Source organism: Pseudomonas fluorescens Q2-87 (genome assembly GCF_000281895.1).
GTDB lineage: Bacteria > Pseudomonadota > Gammaproteobacteria > Pseudomonadales > Pseudomonadaceae > Aquipseudomonas > Aquipseudomonas fluorescens_S.
In genome coordinates this window covers 5,087,392-5,103,673 of record NZ_CM001558.1, presented here as the reverse complement: position 1 = coordinate 5,103,673, position 16,282 = coordinate 5,087,392, and the positions used below count along the sequence as shown (strand labels likewise).

Sequence of the window (16,282 nt, the reverse complement as noted above, 5' to 3'; positions counted from 1 at the left end):
AAAAATGACCATCATCGCCAGTCTGTTACGCGCCGCCGAGCTTCCCGATTCGCCCACGCCACGGCTGGATGCCGAGTTGCTGCTGGCGGCTGCGCTGGGCAAGTCCCGCAGTTTCCTGCATACCTGGCCCGAGCGGATTGTGCCGAGCGAGGCGGCGCTGCTGTTCTCCGAATCCCTGCGTCGCCGCCGCTCCGGCGAGCCGGTGGCCTATATCCTCGGGCAGCAGGGCTTCTGGAAACTCGACCTGGAAGTCGCGCCCCATACGCTGATCCCGCGTCCCGATACTGAGCTGTTGGTTGAAACCGCACTGGCCTTGTTGCCCGCCACGCCGGCCAGAGTTCTCGACCTAGGCACCGGCAGCGGTGCGATTGCCTTGGCATTGGCCAGCGAACGCCCGGCCTGGAAGGTCACGGCGGTCGACCGTGTGCTGGAAGCGGTGGCCTTGGCCGAACGCAATCGCCAGCGCCTGGACCTGCGCAACGTCACGGTGCTGAGCAGCCACTGGTTCAGCGCGCTGGAGGGCGAGCGTTTCGAGCTGATCATCAGCAACCCACCCTACATTGCCGCAACCGATCCGCACCTGGCTGAAGGCGATGTGCGTTTCGAACCGGCCAGTGCCCTGGTTGCCGGCCAGGATGGGCTCGATGACCTGCGCCAGATCATTGCCCAGGCACCGGCTCACCTCGAGCCGGGCGGATGGCTGATGCTCGAGCATGGATACGATCAGGCCGAGGCGGTGCGTGACCAGCTGCAAACCCAGGGTTTTGCCGAAGTCCACAGTCGCAAGGATCTTGGCGGCCATGAGCGGATCAGCCTGGGGTGCCTGCCGTGCTGAACGATCAGGAGCTGTTGCGCTATAGCCGGCAGATTCTGTTGCAGCACGTCGACATCGACGGCCAATTGCGCCTCAAGCGAAGCCGTGTATTGATTGTCGGCCTCGGCGGTCTCGGCGCCCCGGTGGCGTTGTACCTGGCCGCCGCCGGCGTTGGCGAACTGCACCTGGCGGACTTCGACACGGTCGACCTGACCAACCTGCAACGCCAGATCATCCACGACACCGACAGCGTCGGCCTGAGCAAGGTCGATTCGGCGATGCGGCGCCTGACGGCGATCAATCCCGACATTCGTTTGGTTCCCCACCCGACGGCCATGGACGAAGACAGCCTGGCTGCCGTGGTCGCGACGGTGGACGTGGTGCTGGACTGTTCCGACAATTTCTCGACCCGCGAAGCGGTGAACGCGGCGTGTGTCATGGCCGGCAAACCGCTGGTCAGCGGTGCGGCGATTCGCCTGGAAGGGCAGTTGTCGGTGTTCGATCCGCGCCGCGCCGAAAGCCCTTGCTACCACTGTCTCTACGGCCATGGCAGCGACGCCGAGCTGACGTGCAGCGAAGCCGGCGTGCTCGGGCCGTTGGTGGGGTTGGTGGGCAGCCTGCAGGCCCTCGAAGCCTTGAAGCTGTTGGTCGGTTTTGGTGAGCCGCTGGTGGGGCGCCTGTTGTTGATCGACGCCCTGGGCACACGGTTCCGTGAGCTGCGGGTCAAGCGCGATCCGGGTTGCAGCGTCTGTGGTCGCCCACATGAGTGAAGCCCCGGTCGGCGTGTTCGATTCAGGTGTCGGCGGGCTGTCGGTGCTCGGGGAGATCCGCCAACTGATGCCCAACGAGTCGCTGCTCTACGTTGCCGACTGTGGGCATATTCCTTATGGCGAGAAAACCCCGGATTACATCCGCCAGCGCTGCGCGGTCATCGCCGACTTTTTCCAGCGCCAAGGGGCGAAGGCCTTGGTGGTCGCTTGCAATACGGCGACGGTGGCCGGGGTCGCCGATCTGCGGCGTGATTACCCCCACTGGCCCATCGTCGGCATGGAACCGGCGGTCAAGCCCGCCGCCGCCGCCACCCGTAGCGGTATTGTCGGTGTGCTGGCCACTACCGGTACGTTGCAGAGCGCCAAGTTCGCTGCTTTGCTCGATCGATTCGCTACTGATGTGCGAGTGATCACTCAGCCGTGTCCGGGACTTGTGGAGTTGATCGAGGCGGGTGACCTGCACAGCCCGGCCTTGCATCATTTGCTGCAAGGCTACGTCGAGCCCTTGCTGGCTGCCGGCTGCGACACGCTGATCCTGGGCTGCACGCATTACCCCTTCCTCAAGCCGCTGCTCAAGGACATGATCCCGGCGCACATCAGCCTGATCGACACTGGGGCCGCCGTGGCGCGGCAACTGCAACGCCTGTTGGCCGAGCGGGCGCTGTTGGCTGGCGGCCCCGCCCGCGATACGCAGTTCTGGAGTAGCGCTGACCCGATACATTTCGGAAAAATCCTACCGACGCTATGGCATTCTTCCGGCGTTGTGCGAAGCTTTGGTCTGTAAAAAAAACGTGAAAAATCTGTAAAACGGGGTGAACTTCTGTTTTGGCGCAGATTTCTATAGCTTTGTCTGTCTGTAACAAAATTAATTAAATCTGTTCGGGAAAGGATGTTTCTAATGAAGCGCTTATTCTGCTTTGCCGCGCTTGCGGCTGCGTTGCTGGGGCACACTTATACTGCGCAGGCAGCGGGTGTGGAGTTTGGGGTGGGCCAGACCAGCGATTCGACGATGACTTATCGCCTGGGCATGCAGTTCGATTGGGACAAAAGTTGGTGGCAGACCGACGTCGGTCGTCTGACCGGCTACTGGAGCGGCGCGTACACCTATTGGGAGGGGGACGAAACCTCCAGCAACCACAGCTTGTCGTTCTCGCCTGTGTTTGTGTATGAATTTTCCGGTCAGAATGTAAAACCTTACGTTGAAGCTGGTGTTGGCGTGGCGTTGTTTGCCAATACCGAAGTGGAATCCAACAAGTTGGGTACGGCGTTCCAGTTCGAAGACCGCATCGGTTTCGGCCTGCGCTTCAACGGCGGCCATGAAGTGGGTATTCGCGCGACTCACTACTCCAACGCCGGCATCAAGTCGACCAACGACGGTGTGGAAAGCTACGCGCTGCACTACACAATGCCGTTGTAATACCCCAACAATTGTGGGAGCGGGCAAGCTCGCTCCCACATGTTTTTACTACCGATACGCCGTCGCAATTCCCCGGCGTTCTTCAATGCATTCCGGCGCACCCATTTCGAATTCCCGGCAGATCAGCGGGCGTTTTTCGTAGATGGTGCAGAGCATGCTGTCGCGGTCCAGCGCCGCGCACCAGCCATCGTCCAGCCGGAGCATGACTTCCCCACCCCAATCATCCGTGTCGATGAAACGCTCCGGTACGCCGGTGTCGGTGATCAGCATCACTTCCAGCTGGCAACAGCACGCCGCGCATGTCGAGCAGGTGACAGCTGGCGTGACGATTTCATGGAGGGGGATGGTTTTCATGGCCAGCAGTGTAAGGCAATCGGCAGCTCAGGGTTGTCCCTTGATCGAATAACCCTTATTTGCCTGGCATGAGTCGACGTACGTTGATGGGGTTTCGGCCGACGAAGGCAAGGGCCAGAGCACGGCTACGGATGCGATGGGGAGTGCCATTTCTGGCGGGCGCTCGGCGAGGCGGCCCAGGACATGCTGCGCCGCTTCGGCCGCCGACCAGTGAACCGGCGCGGATAGACAATCATCGGCGCCCGACGGTGGGCTATCGAAACCCGGGTGTACCAGCGTGACATCGATGCCCTCGGCGGCCAGTTCCAGGCGGGTCGATGCGAACAGATGGTGCATGCCGCCGCCAGTCGCTTCGGCTCGGGACGGCGGCAGGTAAGTTGCCGGGCTGGCAATGCCCACCAGATGAGGTTTGCTCCCGGCACGCAACAAGGGCTTGGCCACTTCGATGCAGAAGCTGGCGGCCAGTAGGTTGCTGCGCACGATATGCTCGATCATCGTGTGGCCCGCATGGTTCTCGTCGGTGTATTCCGTTGTTCCGGCGTTGAGGATGACCTCGTCCAGGGAACCCCACAGCCGGGCAATCTGCTCGCCGATTTCACGTACGGTCTGGCTGTCGGTCAGATCTCCGGGCACCGCCAGCACTTGTCCCGGATAACGGGCCGAAAGGGCTTCGCACGCTTGGATCGAGCGGGTACTGACGGCCAGGTGCGCGCCGGTCTTGAGTATCGCTTCGGCCAAGGAAGCGCCGATTCCATTGCCGACGCCGGTGAGCCAATAGCGTCGTGGCAGTTCTAGACCCATACCAACTTCCCCCTCCATCTGGCGATGCTTTGGTGCGCAGCTTCTGGAGTCCCCGCGATGAGTAGGACTATAGGGACAACGGACCCATCATGCATCCCGAGCCGCAACATTTCGTGTGCGCTAATCGCCCGTCTCGTGTGCGGCTACGTCCTGCCGCGCCGGCAGGTTTCTGAACGCTGCCAGCGCGCGCGCCCTTGACTGGCCGAGATCGACAATCGGCGCAGGATAGTCCAAGGCACCGAACAAGCCGCCCTGGGTATTTGGGCTATGGACCTGCTGCTTCTCCAGGTCGTTCAGTTCAGGTAGCCAGCGTTTGATGAACAGGCCCTCGCGGTCAAATTTCTCCGACTGGCTCAGCGGGTTGAATATCCGGAACCAAGGCGCCGAGTCTGTGCCGGTGGAAGCACTCCACTGCCATCCGCCATTGTTGGCAGCCAAATCGCCGTCGATCAGGTGCTGCATGAAGAAGCGCTCGCCTTCACGCCAATCGACCAACAGATTCTTGGTCAGGAACATCGCCACCACCATCCGCAAGCGGTTATGCATCCAACCGGCCTCCAACAACTGACGCATGGCCGCGTCGATAATCGGCAGGCCAGTGCGCGCTTGTTTCCAAGCCTCGAGCTCTGCGGGAGCCTTGCGCCACGCCAGTGCCTCGGTTTCCGGACGGAAGGCGCGGTGGCGCGACACGCGCGGATAGCCCACAAGGATATGTTTATAGAACTCGCGCCAGAGCAATTCATTGACCCAGGTCACAGTACCGACACATCCGCTTTCGAATTCCCCCTGATTGGCTTGCAACGCTGCATGCAGGCACTGGCGCGGCGAGACGACGCCGGCCGCCAAATAGGCCGAGAGCTGGCTGGTCCCGGGCCTGGCGGGAAAGTCGCGTTCGCTCTGGTAGGCATCGATGTGCTGGTCGACAAATGTATCCAGGCGCCGCCGGGCTTCGGTTTCGCCGGCGGGCCAGAGGTCGCGTAGCGCTTGGCTGGGCGGGGCGAAGCCTTTGATTTGCCCCGGCACCGGATCGCTGACCAGGCCAGTGGGGGCCTGTCGCTTCGGTGTGGCGACCAGGCTTGGCAGCGAGTAATGCAGGCGGCTGTAGCAGACCTTGCGGAACTGGCTGAATACCTGGAAATAATTGCCCGTCTTGGTCAGCACACTGCCGGGTTTGAACAGCAGTTGGTCGAGGTAGCTGTGGAACCCCACGCCTTGGCTCTTCAGCGCCTGGGCAACTTCGGCGTCACGACGGCTTTCATTGTGGCCGTACTCTTCGTTGACATGAACGGCGCTGATATTCAGTTCGCGGCACAGCGTCAGCAACACTTGCGGCGCCTGGCGCCAATGCGGCGCCTCACGGATCAGCAGCGCGATATTCAGTTCCTGAAGGGCTACGTTCAGCGACGCGAGGTTGCGCAGCCAGAAGTCGATCTTGCAGGGTGCGTCGTCGTGGGCGCGCCATTGCTCCGGGCTTATCAGGTACACCGCCACGCAGGGGCCCTGGGCTGCGGCTGCTGCCAGGGCGGTGTTGTCGCGCAGGCGCAAGTCGCTGCGCAGCCAGATCAGTTGCAAGCTGTTATCCCTCTAAAGAAGTTCTCTGCGGCTCAATTCACGATGAGCCGATAGCGGGTCTTCGGCCCAGGACACATCGATCATCGAAACGCCTGTGGATATCCGGGCGTGGTGGATCGACGCGGCCGGGCCGGCGATGATGATCGGGCAGTCGACACCTCCCAGTAGCTTGGGCAGTTGCGACAGGTTGATGGCGTTGCTTGAGTACAGCAGGACACCCCGGGCCTTGAGCCGTTCGACCGCCAGGGCCAGTTCACCTGCCGGTATCGGCCCGTCGAACACTTCCACCGGGCAATCGGCGCTGCTGGCCAGCCAGGCCGTGAGCCACAGTCGCGGTTCCAGGGGCATGTCCGAATGGTTGATCAACAGCAATGGCGCACCGCGCAGTTGCCGGTTGTTGTGGTAGATCCGGCTGCCAAACTTGCTGCGCAGCCAGGAATACAAGAAGACCCGTTCCAGCTGTGCCCCGAACTGGCCTTGCCAGCGCACCTGCAACTCGTCCAGCAAGGGCAGCAGCAATTGCTCGCACACGGTCCTGGGCGGGTACAGCGCCATTGCCTGATTGATCAAGTCATCGATCTGACGCTCGGCCAACTCCGTCACCGCCAGCACCAAGGCGTGGCGCTGGCGCTGCCAGGGGTTTTCCAGTGGCTCGGCTGGCGGTTGCGGGGTGTCGAGCAGCGGCTTGATCTTGCTCACGGCCATCCCGCGATTGATCCAGGTGAGGATGTTCTGGATCCGCTGCACATGCTCGGCGTTGAACAGCCGATGGCCCTTGGGGGTGCGGCGCGGCACGATCAAGCCATAACGCCGTTCCCAAGCGCGCAGGGTGATGGCGTTGACGCCGGTCAACCGGGCGACTTCACGTATGGGCAGCCAGCCTTGCGCCAGTGCCTGGGCAAAATCGGCTCCCAGGTCTTCGTTGGCGCTGGAATCGGGTTCGTTCTTCATCAAATGGCGTTTCGCAAGCTGAGGTTCTCCGGGTGCGGTTGCAGGTAGACCTGCTGTGCCAGGTAAGGATCGGGGTGCTGGCGCAAGTGATGCTTGAGCAGCGTCAGCGGCACCACCAGCGGGACGATGCCGAGGCGATACTGGCCGATCAGATGCTGGACTTCCTGTTTGTCTTCAGCGCCGATGGCGCGCTTGAGGTAGCCGCTCAGGTGTTGCAGCACATTGGTGTGAGTGCGGCGCGTGGCGCATTTTTTCAGGGCGGCCATCAGTGCGCTGAAATAGCGCGGGCCCAGCTCATTGGGATCGGCCTTGCCCATGTTGCCGAGCATATTACCCAGGGTCTTGTATTGGACCGGGTTGTGGGCCATCAACAGGTATTTGTAGCGCGAGTGGAATTGGATGAGGTTGCGGCGGGTCAGGCCCTGGCGGCACAGATCCTGCCAAGCGGCATAGGCGAATACCCGGGTAAGAAAATTCTCTCTCAGCACCGGGTCGTTGAGGCGACCGTCTTCCTCCACCGGCAGGTCGGGATGGCGTTCGCAGAATGCCTGGGCATAGATACCGCGTCCGCCGCCGTCCTGGGGCACGCTGTTATGGTCGTAGACCTTGACCCGTTCCAGCCCGCAGGACGGTGACTTCTGCATGAAAATGTAGCCACAGATATCGTCCAGCTCGTCGGCCATGCGGCGCCCGTAATCAGCCAGCGGTCGCGTTACGTTGAGGTCGCGGTTCACCGTACCGACGGCTTCAGGGTGATCGGGGTTGCCTACCAGTCGGATAGGTTCGCGAGGAATGCCCAGGCCGATGGCGACTTCGGGACATACCGGCGCGAAATCGAAGTATTCCACCAGGGTACGGCTGCACAGCGGCGATTGCTTGTGCCCACCGTTGAAGCGAACTTCAGCGCCCATCAGGCAGGCGCTGACGGCGATTTTCGGTTTGGCGACGGTTTCGCTGGGCATAGGCGACCTCTGATAGCAAAATCTTATACAGTTAAGTAATTTTGTATAATTTTCATCATAGGTCCGAACCCGCACAAGTCAACCGGTTTTGCTCGCGAGGCCGCCTTGATGGGTGTTTTGCAGATGGGCTGCTGTCTGTTTCGACAGCAGCATGACAGGCAGATGACGCGATTATTGCAAGCTGGCGTGCAAACGACGGGCGGCATCCTGGCCGCTGAGCCATGCGCCTTCGACCCGGCCGGACAGGCACCAGTCACCGCACACGTACAGGCCCAGGTCGGCGTCGGCCAACGCGCCCCATTCATGGCTGCCTGCGGGGCGGGCATACAGCCAGCGATGGGCCACGCTGAAGCTCGGTGCGGGCATGGCGCTGTGCAGCAGTTCGGCGAAAGCGCCGTGCAAGTGCTCGATCACCGCTTCCTTGGGCAGGTCGATGTGTTGCCGGCTCCATTCGCTGGTGGCGTGTAGCACCCAGGTGTCGAGCGTGCTGTCGCGCCCCGGTTTGCTGCGATTGCGGGCCAGCCAGTCCAGGGGGCTGTCTTGCACGAAGCAGCCTTCCATGGGCGTATCCAGCGGTTGTTCGAACGCCAGGGCCACCGCCCAGGTCGGGTCCATTTTTACCCCGGCGGCCACCCCGGCCAGCTTCGGTACAGCCGCCAGCAATGCGGTGGCCTGGGGCGCGGGCGTGGCGATCACAACTTGGCCGAAGGGGCCGTGGGTGAAGCCTTCGGCATCTTGCAGATGCCAGTGTTCCTGGCCGCGATACACCTCGGTGATCCGGCAGGAAAACTGCACTTGCAACTTGCCGAGCAACGCACGGGTAATGGCGCTCATGCGCGGCGTGCCGACCCATCGGGTCTGCTCGTCAGGCGAAGGGCTCAGCTGTCCGCCCTGGAAGTTATACAACTGCGGGTTCCATTCGGCGGCCCAGCCGTTGGCTTGCCAGCGCTGGACCTCCGTGACGAAGCGCCGGTCGCGGGCGGTAAAATATTGCGCGCCCATGTCCAATGCCCCAGCGTCGCTGCGTTTGCTGGACATGCGTCCGCCGCTGCCGTGGCTTTTATCGAAGAGTTGAACGACATGCCCGGCCTCCGTCAGGGCCTGGGCGGCTGAAAGTCCGGCGATGCCGGTGCCGATGATTGCGATGGGTACAGTCATGAGGGCCTCGTTTACCTTTCTGTACAGACTACGCCGTCGTTTAAACCTGTACAATTATGGTTTTTGGTATAAGTTTCACCGTTTGCGTTTGGACAGGTTGTCCTATTGTTAAACACAGACCCTGTCCGATACGGAAAATCCCTATCTATAAAAATAGACTAATGGGCCGGGTAAAACGCGATGCGAGGAACATCTCATGCACATATTGCTGACCGGCGGTACTGGTTTGATCGGACGTCAGCTCTGCCGCCTCTGGTTGGAGCAGGGACATCGCTTGACGGTCTGGAGTCGTCGACCCGAAGAAGTCGGGAAAATCTGTGGCGCGTCGGTGCGTGGCGTGGCCAGGCTCGACGAAATCAACGAGCCGGTGGACGCAGTGATCAACCTCGCGGGCGCACCGATTGCCGATCGGCCCTGGAGCCATAAACGCAAGATGTTGCTGTGGAGCAGTCGCGTCACCCTGACGGAAGTCTTGCTGGCGTGGCTGGAGCGTTGCGAGCAGAAACCGCAGGTGTTGATTTCCGGCTCCGCGGTGGGCTGGTACGGCGACGGTGGCGAGCGCGAGTTGACTGAAGCGTCGGGCCCGGTCAGCGAGGACTTCGCCAGCCAGCTGTGCATCGCCTGGGAAGAAACCGCACAGCGGGCCGAAGCCTTGGGCCTGCGCGTGGTGCTGGTTCGTACCGGCCTGGTCCTGTCCGCCGAGGGCGGCTTTTTGTCGCGGCTGCTATTGCCATTCAAACTGGCGCTGGGCGGGCGTATCGGTAATGGCAGGCAATGGATGCCGTGGGTACACATTGACGATCAAATCGCCTTGATTGATTTTCTTCTGCACCGCTTCGATGCCAGCGGTCCTTATAATGCCTGCGCGCCGAACCCGGTGCGCAACCGTGATTTTGCCAAGGCCCTGGGGCGCGTGTTGCATCGCCCGGCCGTGGTGCCGATGCCGGAGCTCGCGTTGAAAGTCGCGCTGGGGGAAATGTCGTTGTTGCTGCTGGGCGGCCAACGCGCCACGCCGGCCCGATTGCAGGCGGCGGGTTTTACATTCCGGTTCACCGATTTGCCTGCGGCCCTGGACGATCTGTCCAGCCGCTTCTGAAATAGGACGTTGCATGACCGATCACGCGTTGCTTCTAGTGAACCTGGGTTCGCCTGCCTCCACTTCGGTGGCCGATGTACGCCGTTACCTCAATCAATTCCTGATGGATCCGTATGTCATCGACCTGCCATGGCCGGTGCGGCGGCTGCTGGTGTCGCTGATCCTGATCAAGCGCCCCGAACAATCGGCCCATGCCTACGCCTCGATCTGGTGGGAGGAGGGCTCGCCGCTGGTGGTGCTCAGTCGCCGGCTGCAACAGGCGATGACCGCGCAATGGACCCAGGGCCCGGTGGAACTGGCAATGCGTTATGGCGAGCCGTCCATTGAAACGGCGCTGGTGCGCCTGGCGAGCCGGGGACACAAGAAAATCACGTTGGCGCCGCTGTATCCGCAGTTCGCCGACAGCACGGTCACCACCGTAATCGAGGAAGCCAAGCGGGTCGTGCGGGAGAAGAAACTCAATGTGCAGTTTTCGATTCTCCAGCCGTTCTACGACCAACCGGAATACATCGATGCGCTGGTCGCCAGTGCCAAGCCCTACCTGATACAGGATCACGATCACCTGTTGTTGAGTTTCCATGGCTTGCCGGAACGGCACCTGACCAAGCTCGACCCAACGGGCTTTCACTGCTTCAAGGACGCCGACTGTTGCAAGAACGCGCCGCCGGAAGTCATGGCGACCTGTTACCGCGCCCAGTGCATTCGCACCGCGCAACTGTTTGCCGAGCAGATGGGGTTGGCAGAGGGTAGTTGGTCGGTGTCGTTCCAGTCTCGACTGGGTCGCGCCAAGTGGATCGAACCCTACACCGAAGCGCGCCTGGATGAACTGGCCAGGAGCGGCGTGAAGAAAGTCCTGGTCATGTGCCCGGCGTTCGTCGCCGATTGCATCGAAACCCTGGAGGAAATCGGCGATCGCGGGCGCGAGCAGTTCCGTGCGGCGGGCGGGGAGGAATTGGTGTTGGTGCCGTGTCTCAACGCCGAGCCGCAGTGGGCCAAGGTGTTGAGCACGCTGTGTGAACGGGCGCCGGTTGCGTTATAACACCGGGCCTGTGGCGAGGGAGCTTGCTCCCGCTCGAGCGCGAAGCGCTCGCAAAGCTTGGGGTCGCTGCGCAACCCAGCGGGAGCAAGCTCCCTCGCCACATAGACCTTACTGATTCATAGCAGCGGCTCATCCGCCTTCTTCTGCTTCCAGCCGTCATTGCCCGGCAGCAGCAGGTTCAGCGCGATCGCTACCACCGCGCACAGCGCGATACCCTTGAGGCCGAAGTCGTCCGGACCGGTGCCGGTGCCCACCAGCACACCGCCGATGCCGAACACCAGCGTCACCGAAACGATCACCAGGTTGCGCGCCTCGCCCAAGTCGATCTTGTGGCGGATCAGGGTATTCATGCCCACCGCGGCAATCGAACCGAACAACAGGCACAGGATCCCGCCCATCACCGGTACCGGGATGCTTTGCAGCAGCGCGCCGAACTTGCCAATGAACGCCAGGCTGATGGCGAAGATCGCCGCCCAGGTCATGATCTTCGGGTTGTAGTTCTTGGTCAGCATCACTGCACCGGTCACTTCGGCGTAGGTGGTGTTGGGCGGGCCGCCGAACAGGCCGGCGGCGGTGGTGGCGATGCCATCGCCGAGCAGCGTGCGGTGCAGGCCGGGCTTTTTCAGGTAGTCGCGACCGGTCACGCTGCCCACGGCAATCACTCCGCCGATGTGCTCGATGGCCGGCGCCAGGGCAACCGGCACCATGAACAGGATCGCCTGCCAGTTGAACTCCGGTGCGGTGAAGTTCGGCAGGGCGAACCATGGCGCGGCGGCGATTTTCGCGGTGTCGACGACGCCGAAGAAAAACGCCATGGCAAAGCCCACCAGCACGCCGGAAATGATCGGCACCAGGCGGAAAATGCCCTTGCCGAACACCGCGACGATCAGGGTGGTGAGCAGCGCCGGCATCGAAATCAGCATCGCGGTCTGGTAATGAATCAGCTCGGTACCATCCCCAGCCTTGCCCATCGCCATGTTCGCGGCAATCGGCGCCATGGCCAGGCCGATGGAAATGATTACCGGACCGATGACCACCGGTGGCAGCAACCGGTCGATAAACCCGGTGCCCTTGATCTTCACCGCCAGGCCCAGGAACGTATAGACGAAACCGGCCGCCATCACGCCACCCATGGTCGCCGCCAGGCCGAACTGGCCCTTGGCGAGGATGATCGGGGTGATGAAGGCAAAGCTCGAAGCGAGGAACACCGGCACCTGGCGCCCGGTAACGATCTGGAACAGGATCGTGCCCAGGCCGGCGGTGAACAGCGCTACGTTCGGGTCCAGCCCGGTGATCAGCGGCATCAACACCAGCGCGCCGAAGGCGACGAACAGCATCTGTGCGCCGGACAGCACCTGGCGCCAGAGCGGATCGTTGAACTCATCCTGCATGCTCAAGCGTCCTTCTGCTTGGTGCCGAAGATTTTGTCGCCGGCATCGCCCAGGCCCGGGATGATGTAGCCGTGCTCGTTGAGTTTCTGGTCGATGGATGCGGTGTAGATGGTCACGTCCGGATGCGCGTCCTGCACGGCCTTGATGCCTTCGGGGGCAGCCACCAGCACCATGGCGCGGATGTCCCGGCAACCGGCTTTTTTCAGCAGGTCGATGGTAGCGACCATGGAGCTGCCGGTGGCAAGCATCGGGTCGATGATCATGGCCAGGCGCTCATCGATTTCCGGCACCAGTTTTTCCAGGTAGGTGTGGGCTTGCAGGGTCTGCTCGTTGCGAGCCACGCCCACGGCGCTGACCTTGGCGCCCGGGATCAGGCTCAGCACGCCTTCGAGCATGCCGATGCCGGCGCGCAGGATCGGCACTACGGTGATCTTCTTGCCGGCGATTTTCTCCACCTGGACCGTACCGGCCCAGCCGTCGATCTCGTAGGACTCCAGCGGCAAATCCTTGGTGGCTTCGTAGGTGAGCAGGGCTCCGACTTCCTGGGCGAGCTCGCGAAAGTTCTTCGTGCTGATATCGGCGCGGCGCATCAGGCCGAGTTTGTGTCTGATCAGCGGATGGCGGATCTCGAGGATGGGCATGGGGAAGGCTCCGGCGGCGGGCAAAAAAACCGGCCTAGATTAATCTATCCGAGGGTGTTGTCCTATAGACAATACAGAACGTTAGTCCACAAACGCTTGATCTGGCCGGGCGGGATGCGTACCTTTGCCCGCTTTTCCGAACCTGCGACCCTGGAGAGCGACATGTCCGCTGATCTCGAGCATATCCGTCAAGTCATGCGAGAGGCTGACTGCCTGTACACCGAAGCTGAAGTCGAAGCGGCCATCGCCCGTGTCGGTACGCAAATCAACGAGCAACTGGCCGATACCAACCCGGTGGTGTTCTGCGTGATGAACGGCGGGCTGATTTTCTCCGGCAAGCTGCTGACTTATCTGAACTTCCCCCTGGAAGCGTCCTATCTGCACGCGACCCGTTATCGCAACGAAACCAGCGGCGGTGACCTGTTCTGGAAAGCCAAGCCGGAAGTCTCGTTCATTGACCGCGACGTGCTGATCATCGACGACATTCTCGACGAAGGTCATACCCTGGGCGCCATCATCGACTTCTGTAAGCACGCCGGTGCCCGCGCCGTGCACACCGCCGTGCTGATCGACAAGGACCACGACCGCAAGGCCCGTCCCGACCTGAAAGCCGATTTCGTCGGCCTGCCGTGCATCGACCGCTACATCTTCGGCTACGGCATGGATTACAAAGGCTACTGGCGCAACGCCAACGGTATCTTCGCCGTTAAAGGAATGTAATCGATGACCCGGCCAAGCTTCCTGGATCAAGCGCTGTTTGACGAGTTGGCCGGGAACGCCGCGGCCAGTCCCCGTGGGCGGCAACATCATAATTTCCATCAGATGGACGAACCCTGCCACCGCATGGCGGTGGGTTTGCAACCGTCCACCTACATCCCTCCGCATCGCCATTTGAGCGCCGACAAGGCCGAAACCTTGCTGGTGCTCAAGGGACGGCTTGGGGTGCTGATCTTCGATGAAACCGGTGCGGTGACAGATAAACGCATCCTGCAGGCCGGTGGCGATTGCCTGGGCGTCGACCTGCCGGCTGGCGTCTATCACGGCCTGGTGGTACTGGAAGCCGACAGCCTGATGTTCGAGTGCAAGGCCGGCCCTTACCGGCCCGTGGGCGACGGTGAACTGGCCCATTGGGCGCCCCGCGAAGGCGAGCCGGGCGTGGCCGAATACCACGCCTGGATGCGCGCTCAGTTCGACTGAGCGGTTTTAGGATACTCCGCAGTTCCCCGTGGCGAGGGAGCTTGCTCCCGCTGGGCTGCGCAGCAGCCCTATGTGCAGGTGGGTGCTACGCACCCAAACGGGAGCAAGCTCCCTCGCCACGGTTCAAGCAAGTCTTGAATGAGCGGCGCTGCCACCCGCCAGCCACTGCTCACTCTTGACCCGCGCCTGCTCCAAAGTCTGAACATAGGCCAACTGGCGCTGCTCCCGATGAATGCCGGCACGGCGCAGCTTCAGGCGCACCCGCGGCGCCGTCGCCACCAGAATCAGCCCGATGCCCTGCTTGCGGTAATCCTTCAGGATATTTTCAAAAGCGGCCAATGCAGTCATGTCCAGCATGGGCACGGCACTCATTTCCACCACCACCACCCGGATGCCCGGATCGAATTTGCGCAGCACATCCAGGGCTTTTTCTGCCGCACCGAAAAACAGCGGCCCCCGAATGCCGTAGCAGCGTACATGCTCGGGCATGTCCGCCAGGGCTTGGTGGAAGTGGCGCGGCAGCTCGGCGCTGTCGGTCAGTTCGCTCATGCGCTTGATGAACAGCCCGGCGGCCAGCAGCAGGCCGACGGCGACGGCCATGACCATGTCAAACAGCACCGTCAGGCTCAGGCACGTCAGCAGCACCAGCACGTCACTGCGTGGGGCGATACGCAGGGTGTGCAGCACGTGCCCGGCTTCGCTCATGTTCCAGGCGACCATCACCAGCAATGCGGCCAGCGCGGCCATGGGCAAGTAGCTGAACAGCGGCGCCAACAGCACAATCGCCACCAGCACCACGAGACTGTGGATGATCGCCGCCAGGGGTGAAGAGGCGCCGCTGCGCACATTGGTGGCGCTGCGGGCAATGGCTGCCGTGGCGGTGATGCCGCCGAACAAGGGCGCCACCAGGTTGCCCAGGCCTTGCCCGATCAGCTCGGCATTGGGGTCGTGCTTGCTGCCGGTCATGCCGTCCGCCACCACGGCGCACAGCAGCGACTCGATGGCGCCGAGCATCGCGATAGCGAAGGCAGGCGCCAGGAGCTGGCGAATCAGGTCATAGGACAGCGTCAAGGGATGCCCCTGACCGTCCGGCAGGTTCCAGGGCCAATCGAAGCTTGGCAAAAATGGTGGAATGCCCGGGTAGGCGATGCCGTCGACAACGTAGCTGAAGCGTTCGCCCAGCGTCGCGATCGGCCATCCGCCGTGTTCCATCGCCAGTCCCAGGAGCGCACCGACCAGCAGGGCGACCAAATGTCCTGGGACCCTCGGCACCCAGCGCGGCCAGGCAACCAGCACCGCCAGGCAGGTGACACCGATGATGCCATCGCCCAGGCGAGCACCGGGCAGGGCGACGATCAATTCGCCCAATTGTTCGATGTAGTGCCGGGCCTGGCCTGCGGTGGTCAGGCCCAGCAGGTCCTTCAACTGCAAGGTGGCGATGACCACGCCGATCCCCGCAGTGAAACCCAGGATAACGGGGTAGGGGATGTACTGGATCAGTCGCCCGGCGCGCATCAATCCCAAGGCGATCAGAATCAGCCCGGCGAGCATTGTGCACAGCAGCAGGCCGCCGAGGCCGTACTGCTGGGTGATGGGCAGCAGGATCACCACGAACGCTGCCGTCGGCCCACTTACGTTGAACCGCGAGCCGCCGGTGAGGGCGATCAGCGGCGCTGCGACCAGCACGGTGTAGAGCCCATGTTGTGGCGGCACGCCGACGGCGATGGCCAGGGCCATGGCCAAGGGAATGGCGATGATACCGACGGTCAGCCCGGCGACGAGATCGCCACGCAGGCGCTCGAGGGTATAACCGGCGCGCCAGGCTTGGCGCCAGGCGGCGAACAACGGAGGGGCGGAGAAAGACATGGGCACTCCACGAAATGAACGGGACACTGCATTCGGATCTGCCGGGCACAATCCCCTGTGGCGAGGGAGCTTGCTCCCGCTCGGCGGCGTAGCCGTCGTAAAACCGGCTGACGCACTCCGTCTGAAGAACTGAGTCAACCCATTTTGGGGCGGCTTCGCCACCCAGCGGGAGCAAGCTCCCTCGCCACAAGGTGTCAGCGACTTGCAGCGGGGCTGATGGCTCCCTGAGTATGCCGCGCCCGCTGCGTGGATG

General features: G+C 62.3%; 17 protein-coding genes. 8 read left to right on the top strand and 9 right to left on the bottom strand.

Annotated features, from left to right (window positions below):
- Nucleotides 1-4: 4 nt before the first annotated feature.
- The 4 genes from prmC (at nt 5) to PFLQ2_RS05355 (ending at nt 3,001) form a co-directional block, all read left to right on the top strand.
- Nucleotides 5-835 (top strand): peptide chain release factor N(5)-glutamine methyltransferase, encoded by an 831-nt coding sequence (prmC, locus tag PFLQ2_RS05340; protein WP_003185356.1) that lies wholly within the window; start codon nt 5-7, stop codon nt 833-835.
- On the top strand, nt 829-1,584 hold the full coding sequence (locus PFLQ2_RS05345) for a molybdopterin-synthase adenylyltransferase MoeB (RefSeq protein ID WP_003185354.1): 756 nt from the start codon (nt 829-831) through the stop codon (nt 1,582-1,584). The genes prmC and PFLQ2_RS05345 overlap by 7 nt, the downstream gene beginning before the upstream one ends.
- Nucleotides 1,577-2,368, top strand: coding sequence for a glutamate racemase (gene murI, locus PFLQ2_RS05350; RefSeq protein WP_003185352.1), 792 nt, complete (start codon nt 1,577-1,579; stop codon nt 2,366-2,368). Before PFLQ2_RS05345 ends, murI begins: the two co-directional genes overlap by 8 nt.
- A 114-nt stretch (nt 2,369-2,482) precedes the next feature.
- Nucleotides 2,483-3,001, top strand: coding sequence for an acyloxyacyl hydrolase (locus PFLQ2_RS05355; RefSeq protein ID WP_003185350.1), 519 nt, complete (start codon nt 2,483-2,485; stop codon nt 2,999-3,001).
- A 48-nt stretch (nt 3,002-3,049) separates the two neighbouring features.
- Here the strand turns inward: PFLQ2_RS05355 and PFLQ2_RS05360 are convergent, their stop codons facing one another.
- The 6 genes from PFLQ2_RS05360 to PFLQ2_RS05385 all read right to left on the bottom strand — a co-directional run bounded on the left by PFLQ2_RS05360 (nt 3,050) and on the right by PFLQ2_RS05385 (nt 8,799).
- Nucleotides 3,050-3,355, bottom strand: a complete 306-nt coding sequence (locus PFLQ2_RS05360) for a YkgJ family cysteine cluster protein (protein ID WP_003185348.1) — start codon at nt 3,353-3,355, stop codon at nt 3,050-3,052.
- Nucleotides 3,356-3,382: 27 nt separating this feature from the next.
- Nucleotides 3,383-4,156: an SDR family NAD(P)-dependent oxidoreductase gene (locus PFLQ2_RS05365; protein ID WP_003185347.1), complete on the bottom strand. Its 774-nt coding sequence runs from the start codon at nt 4,154-4,156 to the stop codon at nt 3,383-3,385.
- A 120-nt stretch (nt 4,157-4,276) separates the two neighbouring features.
- Nucleotides 4,277-5,728 carry a deoxyribodipyrimidine photo-lyase gene (gene phrB, locus PFLQ2_RS05370; protein WP_003185345.1) on the bottom strand — a complete coding sequence of 484 codons (1,452 nt, stop codon included), beginning with the start codon at nt 5,726-5,728 and terminating at the stop codon, nt 4,277-4,279.
- A 12-nt stretch (nt 5,729-5,740) separates the two neighbouring features.
- Entirely contained in the window at nt 5,741-6,679 is a 939-nt protein-coding gene (locus PFLQ2_RS05375; protein ID WP_003185342.1) for a MerR family transcriptional regulator, read from the bottom strand.
- The gene (locus PFLQ2_RS05380; RefSeq protein ID WP_003185340.1) at nt 6,679-7,641 is read right to left on the bottom strand and encodes a YbgA family protein; all 963 of its coding nucleotides are present in this window, start codon (nt 7,639-7,641) and stop codon (nt 6,679-6,681) included. Before PFLQ2_RS05380 ends, PFLQ2_RS05375 begins: the two co-directional genes overlap by 1 nt.
- A 171-nt stretch (nt 7,642-7,812) precedes the next feature.
- On the bottom strand, nt 7,813-8,799 hold the full coding sequence (locus tag PFLQ2_RS05385; protein WP_003185338.1) for an NAD(P)/FAD-dependent oxidoreductase: 987 nt from the start codon (nt 8,797-8,799) through the stop codon (nt 7,813-7,815).
- Nucleotides 8,800-8,995: 196 nt separating this feature from the next.
- Between PFLQ2_RS05385 and PFLQ2_RS05390 the strand changes: the two genes are divergently transcribed.
- Together PFLQ2_RS05390 and hemH are read left to right on the top strand one after the other, a co-directional pair.
- On the top strand, nt 8,996-9,895 hold the full coding sequence (locus tag PFLQ2_RS05390; protein WP_003185336.1) for a TIGR01777 family oxidoreductase: 900 nt from the start codon (nt 8,996-8,998) through the stop codon (nt 9,893-9,895).
- Between the two features lie 13 nt (nt 9,896-9,908).
- Nucleotides 9,909-10,934 (top strand): ferrochelatase, encoded by a 1,026-nt coding sequence (gene hemH, locus PFLQ2_RS05395; protein ID WP_003185335.1) that lies wholly within the window; start codon nt 9,909-9,911, stop codon nt 10,932-10,934.
- 116 nt (nt 10,935-11,050) lie between these two features.
- Here the strand turns inward: hemH and PFLQ2_RS05400 are convergent, their stop codons facing one another.
- Entirely contained in the window at nt 11,051-12,325 is a 1,275-nt protein-coding gene (locus PFLQ2_RS05400; protein ID WP_003185332.1) for a uracil-xanthine permease family protein, read from the bottom strand.
- A gap of 2 nt (nt 12,326-12,327) precedes the next feature.
- On the bottom strand, nt 12,328-12,966 hold the full coding sequence (gene upp, locus PFLQ2_RS05405) for a uracil phosphoribosyltransferase (protein WP_003185330.1): 639 nt from the start codon (nt 12,964-12,966) through the stop codon (nt 12,328-12,330).
- Nucleotides 12,967-13,128: 162 nt separating this feature from the next.
- On the opposite strand from upp, the gene PFLQ2_RS05410 reads away from it, so the two are divergent.
- Complete coding sequence (locus tag PFLQ2_RS05410; protein ID WP_003185329.1) at nt 13,129-13,686, top strand: hypoxanthine-guanine phosphoribosyltransferase; 558 nt, start codon at nt 13,129-13,131, stop codon at nt 13,684-13,686.
- 3 nt (nt 13,687-13,689) lie between these two features.
- Nucleotides 13,690-14,163, top strand: coding sequence for a WbuC family cupin fold metalloprotein (locus PFLQ2_RS05415; RefSeq protein ID WP_003185327.1), 474 nt, complete (start codon nt 13,690-13,692; stop codon nt 14,161-14,163).
- 123 nt (nt 14,164-14,286) lie between these two features.
- Here the strand turns inward: PFLQ2_RS05415 and dauA are convergent, their stop codons facing one another.
- On the bottom strand, nt 14,287-16,029 hold the full coding sequence (dauA, locus tag PFLQ2_RS05420; protein WP_003185325.1) for a C4-dicarboxylic acid transporter DauA: 1,743 nt from the start codon (nt 16,027-16,029) through the stop codon (nt 14,287-14,289).
- Between the last annotated feature and the right edge of the window lie 253 nt (nt 16,030-16,282).

Bases quoted from the DNA above. Each gene is read 5' to 3' on its own strand.
- PFLQ2_RS05410 (WP_003185329.1), top strand. From the start codon at position 13,129: ATGTCCGCTGATCTCGAGCATATCCGTCAAGTCATGCGAGAGGCTGAC.
- prmC (WP_003185356.1), top strand. From the start codon at position 5: ATGACCATCATCGCCAGTCTGTTACGCGCCGCCGAGCTTCCCGATTCG.
- murI (WP_003185352.1), top strand. From the start codon at position 1,577: ATGAGTGAAGCCCCGGTCGGCGTGTTCGATTCAGGTGTCGGCGGGCTG.
- upp (WP_003185330.1), bottom strand. From the start codon at position 12,966: ATGCCCATCCTCGAGATCCGCCATCCGCTGATCAGACACAAACTCGGC.
- PFLQ2_RS05400 (WP_003185332.1), bottom strand. From the start codon at position 12,325: ATGCAGGATGAGTTCAACGATCCGCTCTGGCGCCAGGTGCTGTCCGGC.
- dauA (WP_003185325.1), bottom strand. From the start codon at position 16,029: ATGTCTTTCTCCGCCCCTCCGTTGTTCGCCGCCTGGCGCCAAGCCTGG.
- PFLQ2_RS05390 (WP_003185336.1), top strand. From the start codon at position 8,996: ATGCACATATTGCTGACCGGCGGTACTGGTTTGATCGGACGTCAGCTC.
- PFLQ2_RS05365 (WP_003185347.1), bottom strand. From the start codon at position 4,156: ATGGGTCTAGAACTGCCACGACGCTATTGGCTCACCGGCGTCGGCAAT.
- PFLQ2_RS05375 (WP_003185342.1), bottom strand. From the start codon at position 6,679: ATGAAGAACGAACCCGATTCCAGCGCCAACGAAGACCTGGGAGCCGAT.
- hemH (WP_003185335.1), top strand. From the start codon at position 9,909: ATGACCGATCACGCGTTGCTTCTAGTGAACCTGGGTTCGCCTGCCTCC.
- PFLQ2_RS05415 (WP_003185327.1), top strand. From the start codon at position 13,690: ATGACCCGGCCAAGCTTCCTGGATCAAGCGCTGTTTGACGAGTTGGCC.
- PFLQ2_RS05355 (WP_003185350.1), top strand. From the start codon at position 2,483: ATGAAGCGCTTATTCTGCTTTGCCGCGCTTGCGGCTGCGTTGCTGGGG.
- PFLQ2_RS05380 (WP_003185340.1), bottom strand. From the start codon at position 7,641: ATGCCCAGCGAAACCGTCGCCAAACCGAAAATCGCCGTCAGCGCCTGC.
- PFLQ2_RS05385 (WP_003185338.1), bottom strand. From the start codon at position 8,799: ATGACTGTACCCATCGCAATCATCGGCACCGGCATCGCCGGACTTTCA.
- PFLQ2_RS05360 (WP_003185348.1), bottom strand. From the start codon at position 3,355: ATGAAAACCATCCCCCTCCATGAAATCGTCACGCCAGCTGTCACCTGC.